The organism is Marinobacter goseongensis, from assembly GCF_023156235.1.
Lineage (GTDB): Bacteria > Pseudomonadota > Gammaproteobacteria > Pseudomonadales > Oleiphilaceae > Marinobacter > Marinobacter goseongensis.
In genome coordinates, this window is the sequence record NZ_JAKZAI010000002.1 from 98,613 (window position 1) to 120,172 (window position 21,560).

General features: G+C 58.8%; 15 protein-coding genes and 3 pseudogenes. 17 read left to right on the forward strand and 1 reads right to left on the reverse strand.

Annotation, left to right across the window (positions count from 1 at the left end; translation table 11 throughout):
• Positions 1 to 10: 10 nt before the first annotated feature.
• The 17 genes and pseudogenes from MLC70_RS01070 to cobA form a co-directional block, all read left to right on the forward strand.
• Positions 11 to 3,235, forward strand: coding sequence for a FimV/HubP family polar landmark protein (locus tag MLC70_RS01070; protein WP_248181117.1), 3,225 nt, complete (start codon positions 11 to 13; stop codon positions 3,233 to 3,235).
• Between the two features lie 103 nt (positions 3,236 to 3,338).
• Positions 3,339 to 4,232, forward strand: a complete 894-nt coding sequence (truA, locus tag MLC70_RS01075) for a tRNA pseudouridine(38-40) synthase TruA (protein ID WP_248181118.1) — start codon at positions 3,339 to 3,341, stop codon at positions 4,230 to 4,232.
• Positions 4,233 to 4,242: 10 nt separating this feature from the next.
• The gene (locus tag MLC70_RS01080; protein ID WP_248181119.1) at positions 4,243 to 4,872 is read left to right on the forward strand and encodes a phosphoribosylanthranilate isomerase; all 630 of its coding nucleotides are present in this window, start codon (positions 4,243 to 4,245) and stop codon (positions 4,870 to 4,872) included.
• Positions 4,859 to 6,073 (forward strand): tryptophan synthase subunit beta, encoded by a 1,215-nt coding sequence (gene trpB, locus MLC70_RS01085; protein WP_248181120.1) that lies wholly within the window; start codon positions 4,859 to 4,861, stop codon positions 6,071 to 6,073. The genes MLC70_RS01080 and trpB overlap by 14 nt, the downstream gene beginning before the upstream one ends.
• A 38-nt stretch (positions 6,074 to 6,111) precedes the next feature.
• Positions 6,112 to 6,924, forward strand: a complete 813-nt coding sequence (gene trpA / locus MLC70_RS01090) for a tryptophan synthase subunit alpha (RefSeq protein WP_248181121.1) — start codon at positions 6,112 to 6,114, stop codon at positions 6,922 to 6,924.
• 47 nt (positions 6,925 to 6,971) lie between these two features.
• Positions 6,972 to 7,898, forward strand: coding sequence for an acetyl-CoA carboxylase, carboxyltransferase subunit beta (accD, locus tag MLC70_RS01095; protein WP_248181122.1), 927 nt, complete (start codon positions 6,972 to 6,974; stop codon positions 7,896 to 7,898).
• Positions 7,882 to 9,201, forward strand: a complete 1,320-nt coding sequence (gene folC, locus MLC70_RS01100) for a bifunctional tetrahydrofolate synthase/dihydrofolate synthase (RefSeq protein ID WP_248181123.1) — start codon at positions 7,882 to 7,884, stop codon at positions 9,199 to 9,201. The genes accD and folC overlap by 17 nt, the downstream gene beginning before the upstream one ends.
• 112 nt (positions 9,202 to 9,313) lie before the next feature.
• Complete coding sequence (locus MLC70_RS01105) at positions 9,314 to 9,976, forward strand: SPOR domain-containing protein (protein ID WP_248181124.1); 663 nt, start codon at positions 9,314 to 9,316, stop codon at positions 9,974 to 9,976.
• A 93-nt stretch (positions 9,977 to 10,069) separates the two neighbouring features.
• A complete protein-coding gene (locus MLC70_RS01110) occupies positions 10,070 to 10,639 on the forward strand; it encodes a CvpA family protein (protein WP_248181125.1) in 570 nt (189 codons plus the stop codon).
• Positions 10,640 to 10,674: 35 nt separating this feature from the next.
• The gene (gene purF, locus MLC70_RS01115) at positions 10,675 to 12,198 is read left to right on the forward strand and encodes an amidophosphoribosyltransferase (RefSeq protein ID WP_248181126.1); all 1,524 of its coding nucleotides are present in this window, start codon (positions 10,675 to 10,677) and stop codon (positions 12,196 to 12,198) included.
• Positions 12,199 to 12,228: 30 nt separating this feature from the next.
• Complete coding sequence (locus MLC70_RS01120; RefSeq protein ID WP_248181127.1) at positions 12,229 to 13,452, forward strand: O-succinylhomoserine sulfhydrylase; 1,224 nt, start codon at positions 12,229 to 12,231, stop codon at positions 13,450 to 13,452.
• 25 nt (positions 13,453 to 13,477) lie between these two features.
• Positions 13,478 to 14,200, forward strand: a pseudogene (locus MLC70_RS18715) (DNA translocase FtsK 4TM domain-containing protein); the annotation flags it as partial.
• A 297-nt stretch (positions 14,201 to 14,497) separates the two neighbouring features.
• Positions 14,498 to 16,075 (forward strand): annotated as a pseudogene (locus tag MLC70_RS18720) (DNA translocase FtsK); the annotation flags it as partial.
• A 41-nt stretch (positions 16,076 to 16,116) separates the two neighbouring features.
• Positions 16,117 to 16,737, forward strand: coding sequence for an outer membrane lipoprotein periplasmic chaperone LolA (gene lolA / locus MLC70_RS01130; RefSeq protein ID WP_248181300.1), 621 nt, complete (start codon positions 16,117 to 16,119; stop codon positions 16,735 to 16,737).
• On the forward strand, positions 16,737 to 18,074 hold the full coding sequence (locus MLC70_RS01135) for a replication-associated recombination protein A (protein WP_248181129.1): 1,338 nt from the start codon (positions 16,737 to 16,739) through the stop codon (positions 18,072 to 18,074). Before lolA ends, MLC70_RS01135 begins: the two co-directional genes overlap by 1 nt.
• Before the next feature lie 89 nt (positions 18,075 to 18,163).
• Positions 18,164 to 19,438, forward strand: a complete 1,275-nt coding sequence (gene serS / locus MLC70_RS01140; RefSeq protein ID WP_248181130.1) for a serine--tRNA ligase — start codon at positions 18,164 to 18,166, stop codon at positions 19,436 to 19,438.
• Positions 19,435 to 20,286 (forward strand): annotated as a pseudogene (gene cobA / locus MLC70_RS01145) (uroporphyrinogen-III C-methyltransferase); the annotation flags it as partial. The gene serS and the pseudogene cobA, both read left to right, overlap by 4 nt.
• A 38-nt stretch (positions 20,287 to 20,324) precedes the next feature.
• Here the strand turns inward: cobA and MLC70_RS01150 are convergent.
• Positions 20,325 to 21,398, reverse strand: coding sequence for a 3-deoxy-7-phosphoheptulonate synthase (locus tag MLC70_RS01150; protein ID WP_248181131.1), 1,074 nt, complete (start codon positions 21,396 to 21,398; stop codon positions 20,325 to 20,327).
• Between the last annotated feature and the right edge of the window lie 162 nt (positions 21,399 to 21,560).

Here is a 21,560-nt window from a genome sequence, read left to right on the forward strand (position 1 = left end):
AGGAATAAGCATGAAGGTACGCAAGCTGGCGGTTGCCCTGGCTCTGGCGGGAGGGCTCGGTTCGGGAGTCGCACAGGCCCTGGGGCTGGGTGAAATTGAATTGCAGTCCTATCTCAATGAGCCTCTGGACGCGGATATCAATCTGCGTAAAAGCCAGGGGGTCGATCCCGGCGATGTGTTCGTCAATATCGCCTCTGAGAACGACTATCAACGGGTCGGTATCGACCGGAACACATTCCTTACCAAGCTTCAATTCGAGGTGACGACCAGCCGTGATGGCGGTCTGATCGTCAACGTGACGTCGCGGGAACCCTTGCGGGAGCCATACCTCAATTTTCTGCTGGAGGTGACCTGGCCGAGTGGCAGGTTGATGCGCGAATACTCGGTATTGGTTGATCCGCCCGTCTACGCGGAAGAGTCCGGCATCGAAGAGCGAGTGTCTGCACCTGCGACGCGAACCGAGACCTCGACAACCCAGCGTCAGGAGCCTTTTGGCGCCTCCGGCCGGGATGGCGACACCCGTGCTTCGTCCGGTTCCGCTGCAAGAACGTTCGGTCCCACCAATTCTTCCGACACACTCTGGAAAATTGCGGCCAATGTGCGTCCGGATGACAGTGTCTCGATGCAACAGGCCATGCTGGCCATCCAGGATCTGAATCCGGGTGCGTTCATCGATGGCAACATCAACCGCCTCAAACGGGGCGAAGTGTTGCGTCTTCCGGACATGGACCAGATGCGCAGTCGCAGCGCTGCCGAGGCTACCCGCCTGGTAGCGGCTCAGAATGAAGCCTTCTCCAGTCCCCGGCCCGCCGTTGACGCAACCGAATCCGCTTCTGCTCCTGCAGAGGCAGCCGCGCAGGCTCCCTCCGGTGACGAGTTGCGTCTCATCGCTGAAGACGACTCCGGCTCTCGCTCGTCCGAAGATGGCGGCTCCGCCGGTGGCGATGGCCAGACAGCCGGTGGCGTTGATGCCGGCTCTGCCGTTGCGATGGAAGAACTGGAGAGTGCGCGGCGTGAAAATGATGAGTTGAACAGCCGTGTCGACGATCTGCAGGATCAGGTGGAAACTCTTCAGCGCCTGCTGGAGCTGAAAGACAGCCAGCTCGCAGAGATGCAGCAGATGGGCGCCGACGAAACGCCCGAGGCAGACATGCCCACTGCGGGTGACGATTCGCCGGAAGCAGCGATGACCGGTGGCGAATCCGCTATGGAAGACGACCAGGCCCCTCACGGTGATGGGGATGCGATCGCACCTGAAGCCGATGCATCACCGGACGAGTCAGGCCAGGACGGCGCGACGACTGGCGAAGAGCAGCCCAGTGCTGATGAGGCCATGGCCGACAGTGAGGGTAACGAGACCGATGTCGAGGAGCCGCCTGTTGCCGTCGAAGGCAGCGAATCCGTCAGCGAAGCAGAGAGCGCCCTGGTTGCTGATGACATCGAGGCGCCGGAACAGGCCGCTGAACCTGCCGAGCAGCCCGAGGCCGAAGAGCAGCCCGCGGTTCCGGCTCAGCAGCCGGAAAAAGGGTTCCCGGGCAACATCATCGATGCGATCACCGGCAATTCTCTGTATCAGCTTGCTCTGGGTGGCGGCCTGGTAATCCTGTTGCTGCTGTTGCTGCTTCTGGCTCGCCGCAACGCGAATCGGGAAAAGGCATTCTATGAGCAGTTGAACGGTGAGGTTGACGACAGCACAGACTCGTTCGACCTGACACTTGATGATGAAGATACCGTTGACGTTGGCGCAGACGAGCCGATGGCCGAGGCTGAAACCTACATCGCCTACGGGCAGATGGACAAGGCGGCCGAAACTCTGGAATCCGCCATTTCCCGAGAGCCAAGCCGTACTGATTTCCGGCTGAAACTGCTGGGCGTCTACGCCGACACGCAGGATCGCGAGTCTTTTGAAAAGCAGTTCCGCGAAATCGAAGCCCTGAACGACGAACAGGCTACCGAAGAAGCGACTGCGCTGCGCGATCGTCTGGAAGAAGCCGAGGCGATGCCCAGTATTGATGACCTGGAATCCCAGCTTCGGTCCGATTCCTTCCCCAGTGACGACAAGCCATCTACGGATGCACCCGCTGAGCAGGAAGGCCATCTGACGGATGAGGCGCTTTCGGATCAGTTTGAAACCAGGCCTGAAGAGACCTCGGCCGAGGAGTTCGGGGAGCTCGATACCGATTTCGCTGATTTTGATCTCAGCGACGAGGCGTTGGAAGACTCCAGGCCCGGAGAAGAGGCGGCTGACAGTGACATGATCGAATACGATCTGTCGAGCCTGGAATCCGGTGACGAGAACGAGACCGTCGAGGATGACGCGCTCACGACCGGGGAAACTCGAATCGCGGGTGACCACGCCGCCGATGCCACCGGTGAGGCAGTGGACGAGGACGACCTCAGCTTTGATTTTGACTCGTCGGATTTCGACGCCAAACCCGAGCCGGCCACCAGCGACGCGGATAATGATTCGGGAGAGCTGGATCTGGACGAGTTCGAAAGTCTGGATACCGAATCCGACAGCCGGGATACCGAATCCGATCTGACCAATGGCCGCGGTGCCGAAGAATCCGAAGACGCGGTAACGCCGTCTGATGCAGGCGAGGACGTGGGAGATCTGGACGAATCTTTCCTGGACGAGCTGGACGCAGAACTCGATAAAGTCGCGGGTGAGGAAACTGAGTCTTCCGGCAGTGAGGAGTCTTCATTGGACGATCTTGAACTCGACGTGTCCGAAGAAGATCTCGCCCTGATGGAAGAGTTTGCGGACTCGAGTGATTCGGCCAATCCGGAAACGTCCGAGCCGGGGGTTTCTCTTGATGAAGAGCTGGACCTGGAGGATAACCTGGTGGATAAAAGCAGCGAGTCGCCAGAAGAGCTGTCGGCGGAAGCCGAGAACCTGGAGGGTGTCGAGGGCCTTGATGAAGAGTTGTCAGACCTTGACGTCGACGGCCCTGAGGCCGGGGAAGACGCAGAGCCGCCGTTGGCATCCGATGCTGTCGACAAGAGCGCGCGTCGCAGTGTTGTGGATGAGATCGACGAGTCAGAACTCGGCGATGACGACGACTTCGACTTCCTTGCGGGCACGGATGAGGCAGCCACCAAGCTGGACCTTGCCAGGGCTTACATCGAGATGGGTGATGTCGATGGCGCCCGTGACATTCTCGAGGAAGTAGCACTTGAAGGTAATGACGAGCAGAAGACCGAAGCTCAGGATCTTCTTAAAAATCTCTCCTGATTCGTTATAATCAGGTTCAGTGTGTTCATCGCGCCGGCTCCCGGGTTCATTCCCGGCCAGAGCCGGCGTTTTGTTTTATACCCATGGTCAGTCGGATTATCTCTTGTTCCTGAACCCCCAAGCGCTTACCACGGACAATGCCATTGGCGACGGTCGCGTTGCTCTGGCATTGGAATACGATGGCCGGTCGTTTCATGGCTGGCAGCTCCAGAAGTCGGGCGTGCGTTCCGTTGAAGCCGAGCTGAATCGTGCCGTTGCTCGTGTGGCGGACCATCCGGTCGATCTGGTTTGTGCCGGCCGGACCGATGCTGCCGTTCATGCCAGCTACCAGATCGTGCATTTCGACACACCCTCTGTGCGCAATCTGCGTTCGTGGGTGATGGGGATCAACACGGCGTTGCCGGATGATATTGCGGTGCACTGGGCCGGGCATGGAGTCGGAGATTTTCATGCGCGCTTTTCCGCAACGTATCGCCGCTACCGATATGTGATTTACAACAGTCCTGTGAGGCCGGGCATCCAGCGTGGGCAGGTGAGCTGGACCTACAGGCCACTGGACTCGGAACGCATGCATGAGGCCGCACAGGCCCTCAGTGGTGAGCATGATTTTTCTTCGTTTCGTGCGGCCGGCTGTCAATCCCGCTCTCCCAACCGCTTCATGGAGCGGATCTCGGTAACCCGAAATGGGGATTTTGTCGTAATTGATGTGCAGGCAAACGCGTTCCTGCACCATATGGTCAGGAACATTGCCGGCGCCCTGATGGCCGTTGGCAGTGGTGCGCGACCTGTGACCTGGATTCGTGAGATACTTGAAACCAGAGATCGAAAGGCGGCGGGTGTAACGGCACCCCCTTTCGGGTTGTACCTGGTGGATGTGGGGTACCCCGAACGTTTTGCAATTCCGTCCGCGCTGTGTGGCCCGGGGTTCGTTCGCCCCTGGTTCCAGCATGACGAGAACGCACCCAGGCTGCCAACATGGACTCACCGACCGAACTGACTCCAGGCTTATGAGAACCCGAATCAAAATCTGTGGAATCACCCGCCGGGATGACGTGCAGGCGGCTGCACAAGCTGGCGCCGATTCCCTGGGCTTTGTGTTTTATGAGCCGAGCCCCCGCAACGTCAGCCCGGCGACGGCAGCGGCTTTGGTGGCGGCCACTCCGGCGTTTGTCGGCACCACCGGCCTTTTTGTGAACCCGTCGCGGGCGTTGGTCGAGCAGGTGCTGGCGACGGTCCCGCTGGACTTGCTCCAGTTTCACGGTGACGAGACGGCCGAATTCTGCGCCAGTTTTGATCGGCGCTGGATCAAGGCGGTGAGGGTTCGGCAGCAGGCGGATATCGAGGCCGCTTTCGAGCAGTTCAGGGGTGCCGGCGGGTTGCTCGTGGATGCGTGGGATCCCGAGCGATACGGCGGTACCGGAAAACGTTTTAACTGGTCACTGATACCCGATAACAGACCAATGCCCCTGATATTGGCCGGTGGCCTGGCTTCTGATAACGTTGCCAGCGCCGTCGAGCAGGTGAGGCCCTGGGCAGTAGATGTCAGTGGTGGTGTAGAAAGCAGCAAGGGCGTGAAAGACCGCGCAAAAATTTCCGACTTTATAAACGAGGTTCACCGTGTCGATGAAACTGACTGAAGAAATGCTGAGCGCACTTCCGGATGCACGGGGCCACTTTGGTGCCTACGGCGGCCGGTTTGTATCGGAAACCCTGATGGATTCGCTGATGACGCTGGAAAAGGAATACCTGCGCCTGAAAAAGGATCCGGATTTCCAGAAAGCCTTCGATGAAGATCTGGCTCATTATGTTGGTCGTCCCAGCCCGCTGTATTTCGCGGAGCGGCTTACCCGCGAAACCGGCGGGGCGCAGATCTGGCTCAAGCGGGAAGATCTCAACCACACCGGCGCTCACAAGGTGAACAACACCATCGGGCAGGCGCTGTTGGCGAGCTTTCTTGGCAAGAAACGGGTGATTGCGGAAACCGGGGCTGGTCAGCACGGAGTGGCAACCGCCACCGTATGTGCCCGTCTCGGTCTGGAGTGTCATGTGTTCATGGGCGCGGAGGACGTCAAGCGTCAGTCCCTGAACGTCTATCGCATGAAGCTTCTGGGTGCCCAGGTGCACGCGGTCCAGAGTGGCACTAAAACCCTCAAGGACGCGATGAACGATGCCATGCGGGACTGGGTCTCGAACGTGGATGAGACTTTCTATATCATCGGCACGGTGGCCGGGCCTCATCCCTATCCGTTGCTGGTCCGTGACTTCCAATCGGTAATTGGGCGCGAGACCCGGGCTCAGGCAATGGCGCAGGCAGGCAAGCTGCCAGACGCCCTGGTCGCTTGTGTTGGCGGTGGCTCGAACGCGATCGGAATGTTCTATCCGTTCCTCACCGATGAATCTGTGCAGATGTACGGTGTTGAGGCTGGCGGGCTGGGTATCGATTCCGGCCAACATGCGGCTCCGTTGTGTGCCGGTCGCCCGGGCGTGCTTCATGGCAACCGCACCTATCTGATGGAAGACGAGAATGGCCAGATTGCCAGCACCCATTCGGTGAGCGCGGGCCTGGATTACCCGGGGGTTGGCCCGGAGCACAGCTGGCTGAAAGACATCGGGCGGGCGCACTATGTGTCGGTCACCGATGATGAGGCTCTGGACGGGTTCCGTAAGCTTACCCGCGTCGAGGGCATCATGCCGGCGCTGGAAACCGCCCATGCGGTGGCCTACGCGATGAAGCTGGCGCCGACCATGGATAAGGACCAGATGATCGTCATCAATATTTCTGGCCGCGGTGACAAGGACATTCACACCATCGCGCAGCTCGATGGCATTGAAGCCTGATGATTGGCAATCAGGAAGCATAATAAACAGGAGCAGGCATGAGTCGAATTGAAGGGGTTCTGAAAACCCTGAAAGGGCAGGGCCGGAAGGCCCTGATTCCCTACATCACTGCAGGTGATCCTCACCCGGATCTGACCGTTGAGCTGATGCACACTCTGGTGGACGCCGGTGCCGATATCATCGAGTTGGGCGTGCCGTTCTCCGATCCCATGGCGGATGGACCCATTATTCAGCAGGCGTGTGAGCGGGCGCTTGTCCATGGCACGTCGCTGCGTCAGGTGATTGCCATGATCAAGCAGTTCAGAACCAGCAACGACACCACGCCAGTGGTGCTGATGGGGTACCTGAACCCGATGGAGGCCATGGGCTACGAGACCTTTGCTGACGCGGCCGCAGACGCCGGAGTGGACGGCATTCTTACGGTGGATCTGCCCCCTGAGGAAGCAGACGAAGTGGCGCCATTGTTCACCGCGCGCGACCTCGATGCGATTTTTTTGCTGGCGCCGACCACAACGGATGAACGAATTCGCTCAATTAGCGAGCACTCTTCCGGCTATGTGTACTATGTTTCATTTAAAGGCATTACGGGAGCTGGCAAGATAAACGTGGATGAAGTTGCTGCCAAAGTTGCACATATTCATGAGATCACGGCACTTCCGGTAGGTGTAGGTTTCGGTATTCGAGACGCCGAAACCGCAGCGGCCATTGGCCGGGTATCCGATGGTGTAATTGTTGGCAGCGTGCTGGTCGATACAATAGCCCGAAATCAGGCAGATTCTGATCAGCTCAAGCGGGCGCTGACAGATTTGCTCCACCCAATGCGTGAAGCACTGGACGGTCTGGCCTCCTGAGACTCAGGATGGCCCGGCGGGCAGGCATCAAAGGATAGGATGAGATCATGAGTAACTGGCTGGACAAAATCATGCCGAGCAAGATTCGTTCGGAATCCAAACAGCGTACTGGTGTACCTGAAGGCTTGTGGAAGAAATGCCCCAAGTGCGGCGCGTTTCTGTACAAACCCGAGCTTGAAAAAAATCTTGATGTCTGCCCCAAGTGCAATCACCACCTGCGGGTGGATGCCCGCCGTCGCCTGGCTATTTTCCTTGACGAGGAAGGTCGACAGGAAATCGCCGCGGACCTTGAGCCCTGGGATCGATTGAAGTTCAAAGACAGCAAGCGTTACAAGGACCGCCTGTCACAGGCCCAGAAGGCCACCGGTGAAAAAGACGCATTGGTCGTTATGAGGGGGACAACCCTGGGTTTGCCTTTGGTGGCTTGTGCCTTCGAGTTTAATTTCCTTGGCGGGTCGATGGGCCAGGTGGTCGGTGAGAAATTCGTGCAGGCCGCCAATGTGTGTCTGGAGGAGCGAATCCCGCTGGTGTGCTTCGCTGCAAGTGGGGGCGCCCGGATGCAGGAAGCGATTCTGTCGCTGATGCAGATGTCCAAGACGGCGGCGGTGCTTGAGCGCATGAAGCAGGAGGGTATCCCGTATATTTCAGTAATGACGGATCCCGTCTTTGGTGGGGTCTCTGCTAGCCTGGCTATGCTGGGTGACCTGAATATCGCTGAACCCAATGCCCTCATCGGCTTCGCCGGCCCCAGAGTTATTGAACAGACCGTCCGCGAGAAACTTCCGGAAGGTTTCCAGCGCAGTGAATTCTTGCTGGAACACGGTGCCATCGACATGATCCTGCATCGCCACCAGATGCGTGAGCGCATTGCTCATGTGCTGGCCAAGTTCACCGGGCAAGACAAGCCGGCCACGGAAGCACCGATCGAATTTGAAGTGACGGAAAGACCGGAAAGCGATGTCCCACAAAGCTGAAGGTTCTGACCGGCACCCGCAAGCGCCGGGTGCCGGAGCCACACTGGATCAGTGGCTGTCCTACCTTGAATCCATCCATCCTTCCGAAATAGACATGGGCCTCGAGCGGGTGCTGATGGTGTTACGCCGTCTGTTTCCTCGCAAACCGCCAGCGCGGGTTGTCACCGTGGGTGGTACCAACGGCAAGGGAAGCACCGTAGCCTGCCTTGAAGCAATGTTGCTGGATGCGGGCCGCACGGTGGGGGCCTACACATCACCACACCTGCAGCATTACAGCGAACGGGTGCGCATCAACGGCACCGATGTCAGCGACGCTGAGCTGATTGACGCTTTTTGCGACGTGGAAGTCGCCCGCAAAAATGTAACTCTGACCTATTTTGAATTCGGCACCCTGGCCGCTTTTCTGATTCTGGCAAAAGCGGGCGTACAGGACTGGATTCTGGAAGTGGGGTTGGGTGGTCGTCTGGATGCGGTCAACGTGCTTGACGCTGATCTGGCTGTCATCACGTCCGTCGACATTGATCATGTTGCGTTTCTCGGTGACAACCGGGAAGTGATCGGGTTTGAGAAAGCCGGGATTCTCAGGCCGGGTATCGCCGCAGTGTACGCCGATATTGATCCGCCACGCTCGGTGCTCCAGCAGGTCGCGGCGCAGAAGGTGCGCCTGCAACGGCTCGGAGAAAATTATCGACTGGTGCCTGAGGAGCATGGCCATCGTCTGGAGTTCAGTGACGGCGCAGCATTACAAATCGCCGACAGTGTGCCGCTGCCTCTGCACAGTGTTGCCGCAGCCGCCGTAGCTTTCCATGAGCTTGAGCCCGGGGTCGGCCCGGACACCATTGCCCAGTCCATCGCCAGGGTTCGGGTACCGGGGCGTTTCGAACGTCTGGGGCAGGCGCCTGCACTGTATGTGGATGTTGGGCACAACCCCCATGCGGCACGCTGGCTGGCTGATCGCGTTGGGTTGGCCCGACCGGAAATTGGCCGCGTCAGGGCGGTGTACGCGGCCCTCGCTGACAAGGATGTTGAGGGCGTCGTGGCGGCTATGTCAGGTGTTGTCGACGAATGGTATCTGGGTGGGCTCAGCTGCCACCGGGGCTTGGGCAGTGACGCACTGGTACAGCGGATACGTGAGCTACCGGTGCCCCTGAAGTCGAGGGAGTTTGGTACCGTTAGCCTGGCGCTGAGCGCCGCCCTGGAGGATGCCGGGGCTCAAGACCTGGTGATAGTGTTCGGGTCGTTCTTCACCGTGGCTGAAGCGCGGCAATGTCTGGGTGTCGCCGGAAGAGGCCGACAGCCTTAAAGTTTGGTCATGCCCCCGACGAAGCTTTGAGTTCTCCGGAGCGGGCGGTTAGTATCTGCCTTGCTTGCCACTTTCCATGGCCACATGCGAACAGAACAGGGGAAATCAGAACGTGGACGGACTGAAGCAGAGAATCATCGGTGCGCTGGTGCTGGTGTCACTCGCAGTGATTTTTGTGCCCATGCTGTTTGATGAGCCTCATTCGGAACGCACCTCGAGCTCCATTAAGATCCCTGAAGAGCCGCCATTCCCGGAAGTGGATGCACCGGACCCGGTCATGTCCGATGCGCCCGCGTACCGTCTGGAGGAGCCCGCTGATACCGAAGCGAGCACCCAGCCGGTCCGCCCGGAGCCGGTTGAGCCGGAAAATACGGCCTCTGATCGCAGGGCTGCGGAGCCCGTACAACCTGAACCCTTGGATCAGGCTGTGGCCAACTCGCCGGATTCCGGGGCCCCCGCGGAAGATCTGCTGGACACTCAGGCGGATGAAGCCAGTGGGTCTGCCGCCGAACCGGCGGAATTCACCGGATCACTGGACGGCGCTTGGGTCGTGCAGCTGGGCAGTTTTGGCAGCGGCGACAATGCCCTCAACTTGCGTAACAAGGTTCGCGAAGTCGGCTACAGCTCGCATTTTCAGAAAATTCAGCGTGGCGATGCCACCCTGACGCGGGTATTCAGCGGGCCTTTCGCCGAAAAGGCCGAGGCTGAGCGCGCCAAGAAAGCCCTGGACCGGGAGTTCGGTCTCAATAGCCTGGTGACCACTGGCGGCAAATAGTTCGACATCCAATCCGATTGGTACAAACCGGCAGTTTGGTGCGGGTGCGTTTCCTGTTAGAATTCGCGCTTCAATTTCGCCACCGGGTTTTTCATGGAAGCGCTGATCTGGATTGACTGGGTCATCATCGCCCTTATCACCGTATCCACTCTTATCAGCCTCAAGCGGGGGTTCGTCAGGGAAGCCCTGTCTCTGGTCACCTGGATTGGTGCGTTTATTATCGCGCGCACCTTTCACCCCCAGATGCAGGCTTTGCTGGAAAACACCGTAGAAACGCCCATGGTGCGCCTGATCGCGGCGTTTGCCATTCTGTTCTTTGGCACCCTGATTGTGGGCGCCATCATCAATAATATGATCGGGCATCTTGTCCGGGCTACCGGCCTTTCTGCCACGGACCGTGTGCTGGGCATGGGTTTCGGTCTGCTACGCGGGGTGGTGGTCGTGATCGTAGGCATCGCCTTGACCCGTTACACGCCGCTTGCCCAGGATACCTGGTGGCAGAGTTCGGTGATGATCAACCGGCTGGCCGTCGTCGAAGACTGGTCCAGACGCACGCTCGGGGACGAGTTCGCCCGGTTTCTGGGACCGGCGGCAGACAACGCTGCCGGGTCGTCGGATCCCCAGCAGGAAGAAGGCATGGAACCCGATTCCGTGTCCCGCTAACATTCAGTTTTAACGCTTCGGAGATAACCGTATCCATGTGTGGCATTGTCGGCGTAGTCAGTACTTCCAACGTGAATCAGTCGCTTTACGATGCGCTGACCGTTTTACAGCACCGGGGCCAGGATGCGGCGGGCATTGTTACCTTTCAGGATGACCGTTTCTATCTGCGCAAGGACAACGGCCTGGTGCGGGATGTTTTTCGTACCCGTCACATGCGTCGTCTGGTGGGCAATGTGGGTATCGGTCACGTGCGTTATCCGACTGCAGGCAGTTCCAGTTCGGCAGAGGCACAGCCGTTCTACGTCAACAGTCCCTACGGCATCACCCTGGCGCACAACGGCAACCTGACCAATGCCGATGATCTGAGCAAGGACCTGTTCCGCACTGATCTGCGCCACATCAACACCAATTCCGATTCCGAAGTGTTGTTGAACGTGTTCGCCCACGAACTGCAGAAACTGGGCAAACTGGATCCCACCAAGGACGACATTTTCTCAGCGGTGCGTGCTGTACACCAGCGCTGCCGCGGTGCCTATGCGGTCATCGCCATGATCACCGGCTACGGCATTGTCGGGTTCCGTGATCCTAACGGCATTCGCCCCGCCTGCTACGGCGTCCGTGAAACCGACGAAGGCAAAGAGTACATGATTGCCTCAGAGAGCGTGGCCCTGAGTGCCGCCGGGTTTACCCTGGTGCGTGATATAGCGCCGGGTGAGGCGGTGTACATCGAAACCGACGGCACGCTCTACACCGAGCAATGTTCCGAGGAACCGCACCTGTACCCGTGTATCTTTGAGCACGTGTATTTTGCCCGTCCGGACTCCATCATAGACAAGGTGTCTGTTTACAAGGCACGGTTGCGAATGGGCGAGACCCTGGCTGACAAAGTACTGAGGGAGTGGTCAGACCACGACATTGACGTGGTCATGCCGATTCCGGACACCAGCCGGACGTCGGCGATGCAGATGGCCCACTTGTTGGGGGTGAAATTCCGTGAGGGGTTCATCAAGAACCGCTACATCGGCCGCACCTTCATTATGCCGGGTCAGAAAATGCGGAAGAAATCCGTTCGCCAGAAGCTCAACCCTATTGATCTGGAGTTCCGTGGCAAGAATGTGATGCTCGTAGACGACTCGATCGTGCGTGGCACCACCTGTCAGGAGATTGTGCAGATGGCCCGTGACGCGGGCGCCCGCAAGGTCTATTTCGCCTCTGCCGCGCCCCCGGTTCGCTTCCCGAACGTCTACGGCATCGATATGCCGTCAGCCAGTGAGTTGATTGCTCATGATCGCACGGTGGAGGAAATCCGTGACCTGATCGGCGCGGACTGGCTGCTGTACCAGGACCTGAACGATCTGGTGACCTGCGTCAGCGATGTCAATCCGGACATCGAGGGCTGGGAGTGTTCCGTGTTCACCGGAAACTACATCACCGGCGATGTGGACGAGGCCTATCTTACCCGCCTCGAAGCCATGCGGAACGATGAAAACCGGTTTGAAGGCGGTAACGTGGACTCCGCAGACAACGGCATCATTGACCTTTATAACGATGAAGATTAACCGGCAGACCGCCAGTTTCAGGAGCGTATCATGACCTTTTGCCGCGACGAGCATGTCTGGATTCCGGAGTCGGACCTCGAGGGCATGTCGGTGGACACCCTGGCGGTGCGTGCCGGTCAGATCCGGACCGGTCAGCTTGAGCACAGTGACGCGATTTTTCCGACGTCAAGTTTCGTCTACGGGAGTGCCGCCCAGGCCGCGGCCCGCTTTGGCGGTGAAGAGCCGGGCAACATCTATTCGCGGTTTACAAATCCTACTGTGCAGGCGTTCGAAGCCCGTATTGCGGCTATGGAGGGCGGGGAAAAGGCCGTGGCCACCTCTTCGGGCATGGCCGCTATCCTCAGTACCTGCATGGCCCTGTTGAAGTCCGGTGACCATGTGGTGTGTTCCCGGGGCGTGTTCGGCACCACCAACGTGCTGTTTCAGAAGTACATGGCCAAGTTTGGTGTAGAAACCAGCTTTGTCAGTCTGACTGATCAGGCGCAGTGGGAGCGTGAGATCCGCCCGGAAACCCGGATGCTGTTCATCGAAACACCCTCGAATCCGCTGTGTGAAGTGGCCGACATGGCCGCGCTGGCTGCACTGGCCCATGCCAACGATGCCCTCTTTGTGGTGGATAACTGCTTCTGCACCCCGGTATTGCAGCGCCCGCTTGAACATGGAGCAGACATCATCATTCATTCGGCAACCAAGTATCTGGATGGCCAGGGCCGCTGTGTGGGCGGCGTTGTTGTGGGGCCAGCGAATCTGATGGATGAAGTCTATGGGTTTTTGCGCTCGGCAGGCCCGACCATGAGCCCCTTCAATGCCTGGGTGTTTCTCAAGGGGTTGGAAACCTTACCAATCCGTATGCGAGCCCATTGCGACAATGCGTTAGAGTTGGCGCAGTGGCTGGAGGCGCAGCCTGCTGTGGCGGAAGTATTCTATGCGGGACTCGAGAGTCATCCTCAGCATGCGTTGGCGCGGGAGCAACAATCGGGCTTTGGCGGCGTTCTCTCGTTCAGGGTCAAAGGGGGCCGGGAAGAGGCGTGGGCATTCATTGACGCCACCCGAATGATTTCAATCACCGCGAACCTGGGCGACGTGAAGACCACCATCACCCATCCGGCGACCACAACCCACGGCCGATTGTCGCCGGAAGACAAGGCTCAGGCCGGTATCACCGAAAACCTGGTCAGGATATCGGTCGGTATTGAAGCCGTCGAAGACCTGAAAATCGATCTTCAGCGCGGTTTCAGCGCTCTGGAAAAATAACCGTCACGGAAACGTCTGGGCATTCATGGCAGAGTCGGCAAAAGCACAAAAGGCACCCCAACTGACCGAAAAGCAGCAGCGATTCCGTCGCCTCGCGGCTCAGGGCACCCGCGAGGGCGCCGTGATTGCGCTGATTGCCCTGTGTATTTACCTGGCAATGGCTCTGGTCACCTTCAGCCCGTCTGATCCGGGGTGGGCGAGCATTGGCCACGATACCAGCGTGCAGAATCACGCGGGCCGCACCGGCGCCTGGATTGCGAGCCTGTTGATGGATTTCTTCGGCCATGTGGCCTTCCTGTTTCCGGTGATGATTGCCGGTTACGCGCTGATGCTCATCCGCCGCCGCAATGACGCCATTGATCTGCATTGGCCGCTGCTGGCCATGCGTTTTGGCGGGTTTCTTCTTATTCTCCTGTCTGCCACCAGTCTTCTGTCGCTGTACTCGGTGTTCGGCCTCGGGGTGTCGTCCGGCGGTGTGCTTGGATCGGCCGTGTCCGAAGCCATGGTGCGTTTTTTCAATCTGCCCGCTACCACGCTGCTACTGATTGCTATTTTCCTGTTCGCGCTGACGGTCACCACCGGGCTCTCATGGTTTTGGCTGATGGACCAGCTTGGCCTGGTTACCCTTCGGTTCGGTGCCTGGCTGAAGCGCGTGTTCAGTGCCCAGGGCAGGGCCAAAAAGCCGGCAAAGCCTGAGGTGGCCGCCAAAGGAACACCGCCGGAGCCGCCGGTGGTCAAGGATCGCGTGGAAGTACCCAAAGTGCGTGCTGCTGCGGGTCTGCGCTGGTGGCAGAAAATACCCGGCCTGGGCCCGAAAAAGCCGAAAAGTAAACCGGCCAAGGAAGCCGCACCGTCTCAGCAACGGCGGGAACCTGCCATCGACGGCCTTGCCGAGACCCAGGATGTCGAGCCTGCGCGCCTGGAGAGCTTCAGTTCCCGTGACGACCATGCCGATGCCGCTGATAAGGCGTCAATGAATGGCGTGGCGAAGACGGCGCCGGTAACGGGTGGCGCGGTATCCAGGGCACTGAAGATTTCGCCGTTCAAGCGAGACGAACAGGCCAAAGCCGACTCGAAAGGGAAGGGTAGCCAGCCGTCTCTGCTGGAAGATGTCGAGAGCCCGATTCCGCCTATTTCGTTGCTGGACCCGCCCGAAGAGCATAAGGAAAAAGGCTACTCCGAAGAGGCCCTCGAGCATATGTCCCGCTTGCTTGAGGAAAAACTGGCGGACTTTGGTGTGTCGGTCGAAGTGGTCGAGGTCAACCCCGGCCCGGTGATCACCCGTTTCGAAATCAAGCCGGCCCCGGGCGTCAAGGTTAGCAAGATCTCGAATCTGGCGAAGGATCTGGCCCGCTCACTCGCGGTGCTGAGTGTCCGCGTTGTGGAGGTGATTCCAGGCAAATCCGTCGTGGGTATCGAGATTCCCAATGAAGAGCGCGAAATCGTTCGGCTCAGTGAAGTGTTGAGCGCGCGGGTTTTCGAGGATTCGTCATCACCGTTGACCCTCGCCCTGGGGAACGACATTGGCGGTAACCCGATGGTGGCCAATCTTGCCAAGATGCCTCACCTGCTGGTGGCGGGCACTACCGGTTCCGGTAAGTCCGTGGGTGTCAACGCGATGCTGCTCAGCATGCTGCTGAAGGCCACGCCGGAAGAAGTTCGCTTCATCATGGTGGACCCGAAGATGCTGGAGCTGAGCATCTATGACGGCATTCCCCACCTGCTGGCACCGGTGGTAACGGATATGAAAGAAGCCGCTAACGCCCTGCGTTGGTGCGTTGCGGAGATGGAGCGCCGCTATCGGTTGATGGCCAATCTGGGTGTGAGAAACATTGCCGGCTACAACCGCAAGATCCGGGATGCTGCTGCAGCGGGCGAGCCCATTCTCGACCCGCTTTGGAAACCTGACGAATACCTGGCCAATGACGAGCAGGAGCGCCCGGAACTGGATACCCTGCCGTTCATCGTGGTGGTGATCGACGAATTCGCCGACATGATGATGATTGTCGGTAAGAAGGTGGAGGAGCTTATCGCCCGTATCGCGCAGAAAGCGCGGGCAGCGGGTATCCATCTGATTCTGGCGACTCAGCGACCCTCGGTGGACGTTATTACTGGTCTGATCAAGGCCAACATCCCCACGCGGATGTCGTTTCAGGTGTCTTCCAAGATTGACTCCCGCACCGTGCTTGATCAGGGTGGGGCGGAACAGCTACTGGGGCATGGCGACATGCTGTATTTGCCCCCGGGCTCCGGTCTCCCTGTGCGGGTGCACGGCGCCTTTGTGGATGACGACGAAGTTCACCGGGTTGTCAGCGCCTGGAAAGCCAGAGGCGAGCCAGTGTACATCGACGACGTGCTGAACGGTGCCGAGGGCGAAAGTCTGCCCGGCGTACCAAGCCTGTCAGAAGGCGGCGACAATGAGGGAGACGCGCTTTACGATGAGGCCGTCGCTTTCGTGACGGAAGGTCGTCGGGTTTCCATTTCCTCTGTTCAGCGAAAATTCAAGATCGGGTACAACCGGGCGGCAAACCTGGTTGATGCCATGGAAGCATCAGGCGTGGTCAGCGCTGCGGGGCACAACGGCGCCCGGGAAGTGCTGGCACCGCCGCCACCGAGAGATTAGGAGTTGTTATGACGATGAAACACATTGCCCGTGCTTTCTGGATGCCGTTGCTGCTGGTGGCCATGCTGTCACCCGTTGCTGCTCAGGCTGACAGTGAGAAAGATGCAGCCGAACTGGCCAGGACGCTGGAAAGCTATGAGTCCTATCAGGCCGACTTTATCCAGATTGTGGTGAATGAAAATGGCAACCGCGTGCAGGAATCCCGCGGGGCACTCAAGGCCAAGCGCCCAGGTCTGTTTTACTGGGAGACAAACCAGCCCCACTCACAGTTTATCGTCAGCAACGGCACCACCGTAGAGGTGTATGATCCGGATCTTGAACAGGTCACGGTCCACAACCTGGATAAGCAGGTCCAAACCACCCCCGCGCTGTTGCTCAGCGGCGAAGTGGGCAATCTGAATGACACCTACAAGGTCTCTGGCAGCGTCAAGGGCGAGCATACCCGGGAGTTTACCCTGGAGCCCCGCGATGCAGATTCGCTGTTTGTGTCGCTGCGGCTAACCTTTTACAAGGGAGAATTGCAGGAAATGCGCATGCAGGACTCCCTCTCTCAGATCAGTGTGCTGAGCTTCGACGATATTCAGCTCAACAGTGCCATTGCCGACAAGGTGTTCACCCTCGACTATCCGGACGAGGTGGATGTGATCCGGGACGGAGCCTGATGCAGGACAGCCTCTTCCAGGAAAAGGAGGGTTTTCGCCCTCTGGCGGCGCGTATGCGACCGCGAACCCTGGAGGATTACGTCGGGCAGGCTCACCTGGTGGGTGCGGGAAGACCGCTCCGCAGGGCGGTCGAGCAGGGGCAACTGCATTCGATGATTCTTTGGGGGCCGCCCGGTGTCGGCAAAACCACCTTTGCGCAGCTGCTGGCCAACCTCAGCGATCTGAGTTTTGAAACCGTTTCCGCTGTGCTCAGTGGCGTCAAAGACATTCGCGAGATCGTTGAGCGGGCAAAGAACCGCAAAACCATGGAAGGTCGGGACACGCTGTTGTTTGTCGATGAGGTCCATCGCTTCAACAAAGGTCAGCAGGACGCCTTTCTGCCCCACATTGAAGACGGAACCTTCATATTTGTCGGCGCAACCACCGAAAACCCTTCCTTTGAGCTGAACAGCGCGTTGTTGTCGCGAACCCGTGTCTATGTGCTCAAGAACCTTGAAGCGCAGGATGTGATGCGTTTGCTGCGCCGGGCGCTCGAGGCGCCGGAGGGCCTGAACGCGGCGGTGGACGTTGACGACGCGGTGTTGACGATGATGGCATCGGCCTCGGGCGGTGACGCCCGCAAGGCCCTGAACATTCTTGAGGTGGCAACGGATCTGGCCGAGGACGATGGTCAGGGCCGACTCCGGATCACCAACGGGCACCTTGAGCAGGTGTTGCAAACCAGCCTGCGACGTTTTGACAAAGGCGGAGATGTCTTTTATGACCAGATTTCCGCCCTGCATAAATCCGTTCGTGGTTCGGACCCCGATGGATCGCTTTACTGGCTGTGCCGAATGCTCGACGGTGGTTGCGACCCGCTGTATGTCGCCCGTCGCCTGGTGAGAATTGCCAGTGAGGATATTGGCAACGCCGACCCCCGGGCACTGCAGTTATCAATGGACGCCTGGGCCGCCCAGGAGCGGCTGGGCTCCCCGGAAGGGGAACTGGCCCTGGCACAGGCGGTGACCTATCTGGCGCTCGCGCCGAAAAGCAACGGCGTCTACAACGCATTCAATCAATGTATGGCGGATATCCGCAGCGATCCCGACTACGAGGTGCCCGTGCACCTTCGCAACGCACCGACCAAGCTGATGAAAAGTCTTGGTCACGGTGACGAGTACCGCTACGCCCACGATGAACCGGACGCCTTTGCCGCCGGGGAATCCTATCTGCCTGAGGCCGTTCACCGGCGTCGTTACTATGAGCCGGTTAATCGAGGGCTGGAAATCAAGCTGGCCGAAAAGCGCCAGCGTCTGGATGTTCTGAACGCGCAAAGCCCCCGAAAACGCTATTCCTGAGCCGACCCGCACGGTAGCCAGCAGCGTCAGCGCAGGTATAATGGCCAGTTACTCCACACACATCGTTAACCGGAAGATTCAGGATAATCATGCTCGATCCCAAACGTGTCCGTACCCAGACTGAAGAGATCGCCCGTCGGCTGGCCATCAAGAATTATGTTCTTGATACTGCCACCTTCGAACAGCTTGAGGAGCGTCGACGTGCCCTCCAGGTTCGTACGGAAACACTGCAAAGCGAGCAGAACAAGCGGTCCAAATCGATTGGTAAGGCCAAGGCGGCGGGTGAAGACATCCAGCCGCTGCGGGACGAAGTCGAGAGCCTGAAAGCACAGAAATCCGAGGCGGAAGAGGAACTGCGCACTCTGCAGGAAGAACTCAACGGATTCCTCGCAGGAATTCCGAACGTGCCTGATGAGGATGTTCCGGCCGGCGAAAGTGAGGATGACAACGTTGAGGTGCGCACCTGGGGCACGCCGAAGACCTTTGACTTCGAGGCAAAGGACCATGTGGCGCTGGGTGACGAACTGAACGGTCTGGACTTCGAGACCGCCACACGCCTGGCGCACTCCCGCTTTGCGGTGATGCGTGGACCGGTTGCCCGCCTGCACCGGGCGCTTGCGCAATTCATGCTGGATCTGCACACGGCAGAACATGGCTACACGGAGGCCTACGTGCCTTACCTGGTCAATGCCGACGCCCTGTACGGTACCGGGCAATTGCCCAAGTTTGAGGAAGATCTGTTCAAGACCGGCGGTGATCATCCGCTGTACCTGATTCCCACTGCCGAGGTGCCGGCCACCAATCTGGTGTCGGACTCCATTCTCGATGCGAAAGAGCTGCCGCTGCGGCTGGTTTGCCACACTCCGTGCTTCCGTAGCGAGGCCGGATCCTATGGCCGGGACACCCGCGGTATGATTCGCCAGCACCAGTTTGACAAGGTGGAGCTGGTTCAGGTCGTGCGCCCAGAGGATTCTGAGGCGGCGCTCGAAGCACTTACCGGGCATGCCGAGAAGGTGCTCCAACTGCTCGGCCTGCCTTACCGCGTGGTCGCACTGTGTGGTGGCGACATGGGCTTCTCGGCGGCCAAGACCTACGATCTTGAAGTCTGGCTACCGGGCCAGAGCAAGTTCCGTGAGATTTCTTCCTGCTCCAATACCCGTGATTTCCAGGCACGGCGCATGCATGCGCGTTGGCGTAATCCGGAAACCGGAAAACCCGAGCCCGTTCACACCTTGAATGGGTCAGGCCTTGCTGTTGGCCGTGCACTGATTGCGGTCATGGAAAACTACCAGCAGGCCGACGGCAGCATTCTGGTTCCGGACGTATTGAAGCCGTACATGGGAGGTTTGGAAAAGATTCAATGAGCGAGCGAAATCTTGCACCAGGGAAGGGCGTGAGGGCATGGCCTGCACCGGTTCGGTACAGGGCCAACCCGGTCACCGATAACCCCAACAGTTCCAGCGGTGAGGTGGCCCTGGTAGGGGCCGGTCCCGGCGACCCCGAGTTGTTGACTCTCAAGGCCTGGCGGCTGATCCAGTCTGCCGAGGTCGTGCTGTATGATCGGCTGGTGTCACCGGAGATCATGGCCTTGATTCCGGAGACTGCCGAACTGATTCATGTTGGCAAGCAGCGCTCCAATCACACACTGCCTCAGGACCAGATCAATGCCCGTCTGGTGGAACTGGCGCAACAGGGGCGGAGAGTGGTGCGGCTGAAAGGCGGCGACCCGTTCATTTTTGGCCGCGGGGGTGAGGAAATTGAAACACTTGCCGAGGCCGGCGTTCGCTTCCAGGTGGTGCCGGGTATAACGGCGGCGTCCGGTTGTGCCGCCTATGCCGGTATCCCTTTGACTCATCGAGATCACGCCCAGTCGGTGCGGTTTGTGACCGGACACTTGAAAGACGATACCTGCAATCTGCCCTGGAAGGATTTCGTGCAGAACAACCAGACCCTGGTGTTCTACATGGGCCTGGTGGGTTTACCGATCATCTGCCGCGAGTTGAGCGCCCATGGCATGGATTCCGGGATGCCGGTTGCTCTGGTCTCCAAAGGCACGACGCCGGATCAGGAGGTGATCACCGGTGATCTGTCGAATATTGTCCAGCGCGTGAGCGAGCGCCAGGTGCATCCACCAACGCTGGTGATTATCGGCCATGTGGTGAGTCTGCGAGAACGACTCGACTGGGTCGGCGCTGTTACGCCGCCGGCATAAAAAAGGGGAGCAGCAGCTCCCCTTTTTTGTGGCCAGCATCACGCCCGACGTTTAGGCAACACGTCTTTCAGTTTGTCCCGCATGTCCCGAATGGCTTTTTCTGTGGTCGGCCAGTCGATGCAGGCATCCGTTACGGAGACACCGTATTTCAGGTCTTGGAGGTTCTCCGGAATGGACTGGTTGCCCCAGTTGATGTTGCTCTCAACCATCAGGCCCTGAATGGACTGGTTACCTTCAAGAATCTGATGGGAGATATCCTGCATGACCAACGGCTGAATCGCCGGGTCTTTGCTGGAGTTGGCGTGGCTGCAATCCACCATGATGGATTTGCGCAGTCCGGCTTTATCGAGCGCCTGCTCACACAACGCCACACTGACGGAATCATAATTCGGCTTGCCACCACCGCCCCGCAGAACCACGTGGCCATAGTTATTGCCCTTGGTACGGATGACCGCAACCTGGCCTTTCTGATCAATGCCCAGGAAGCTGTGGGGATGAGAAACTGATTTCATGGCGTTGACTGCGACATCCAGACTGCCGTCGGTACCGTTCTTGAAGCCGATGGCCATGGACAGGCCGCTGCTCATCTCACGATGCGTCTGGGATTCGGTGGTACGGGCGCCGATGGCAGACCAGGAGATGGTGTCTTGCAGGTACTGTGGCGAAATGGGGTCCAGTGCCTCAGTGGCTGTCGGCAAGCCCAGCTCTGCAATGTCGAGAAGAAGCCTGCGGCCAATGTGCAGCCCCTGTTCGATGTCGAATGTGTCATTCAGGTGGGGGTCGTTGATCAAACCTTTCCAGCCGACGGTCGTCCGCGGCTTCTCAAAATAGACCCGCATAACAATCAACAGCGTATCGCTGACTTCGTCGGCCAGTTTCTTCAGACGGGCAGCATAATCCTGGGCAGCCTCAACGTCATGGATAGAGCAGGGGCCGACCACCACAAACAGGCGATGATCCTTACCGTCCATGATGTCATAAATCGCCTGTCGGCCATTCTTGACCGATTCCGCCGCAGCGCCGGAAAGCGGCATTTCCTGCTTCAACGCTTCGGGGGTAATCAGTGGTTCCTGACTCGCCACATTAAGGTTCTCAAGTTTGGTGCCCGACATGCTCTTGTTTTCCCTGGTTCTGATCCAAGCAGCGGCCCTCGCAGGTTTCTGATACGCTGCAAACCGTGCTCATTTTAACGAATGCGCCGGCGTTGGTATGAAGCAATGGCCGGCGAGTTCGTTATACTGCGTTATTTGATAGACCATTTCAACGCTTCTAAC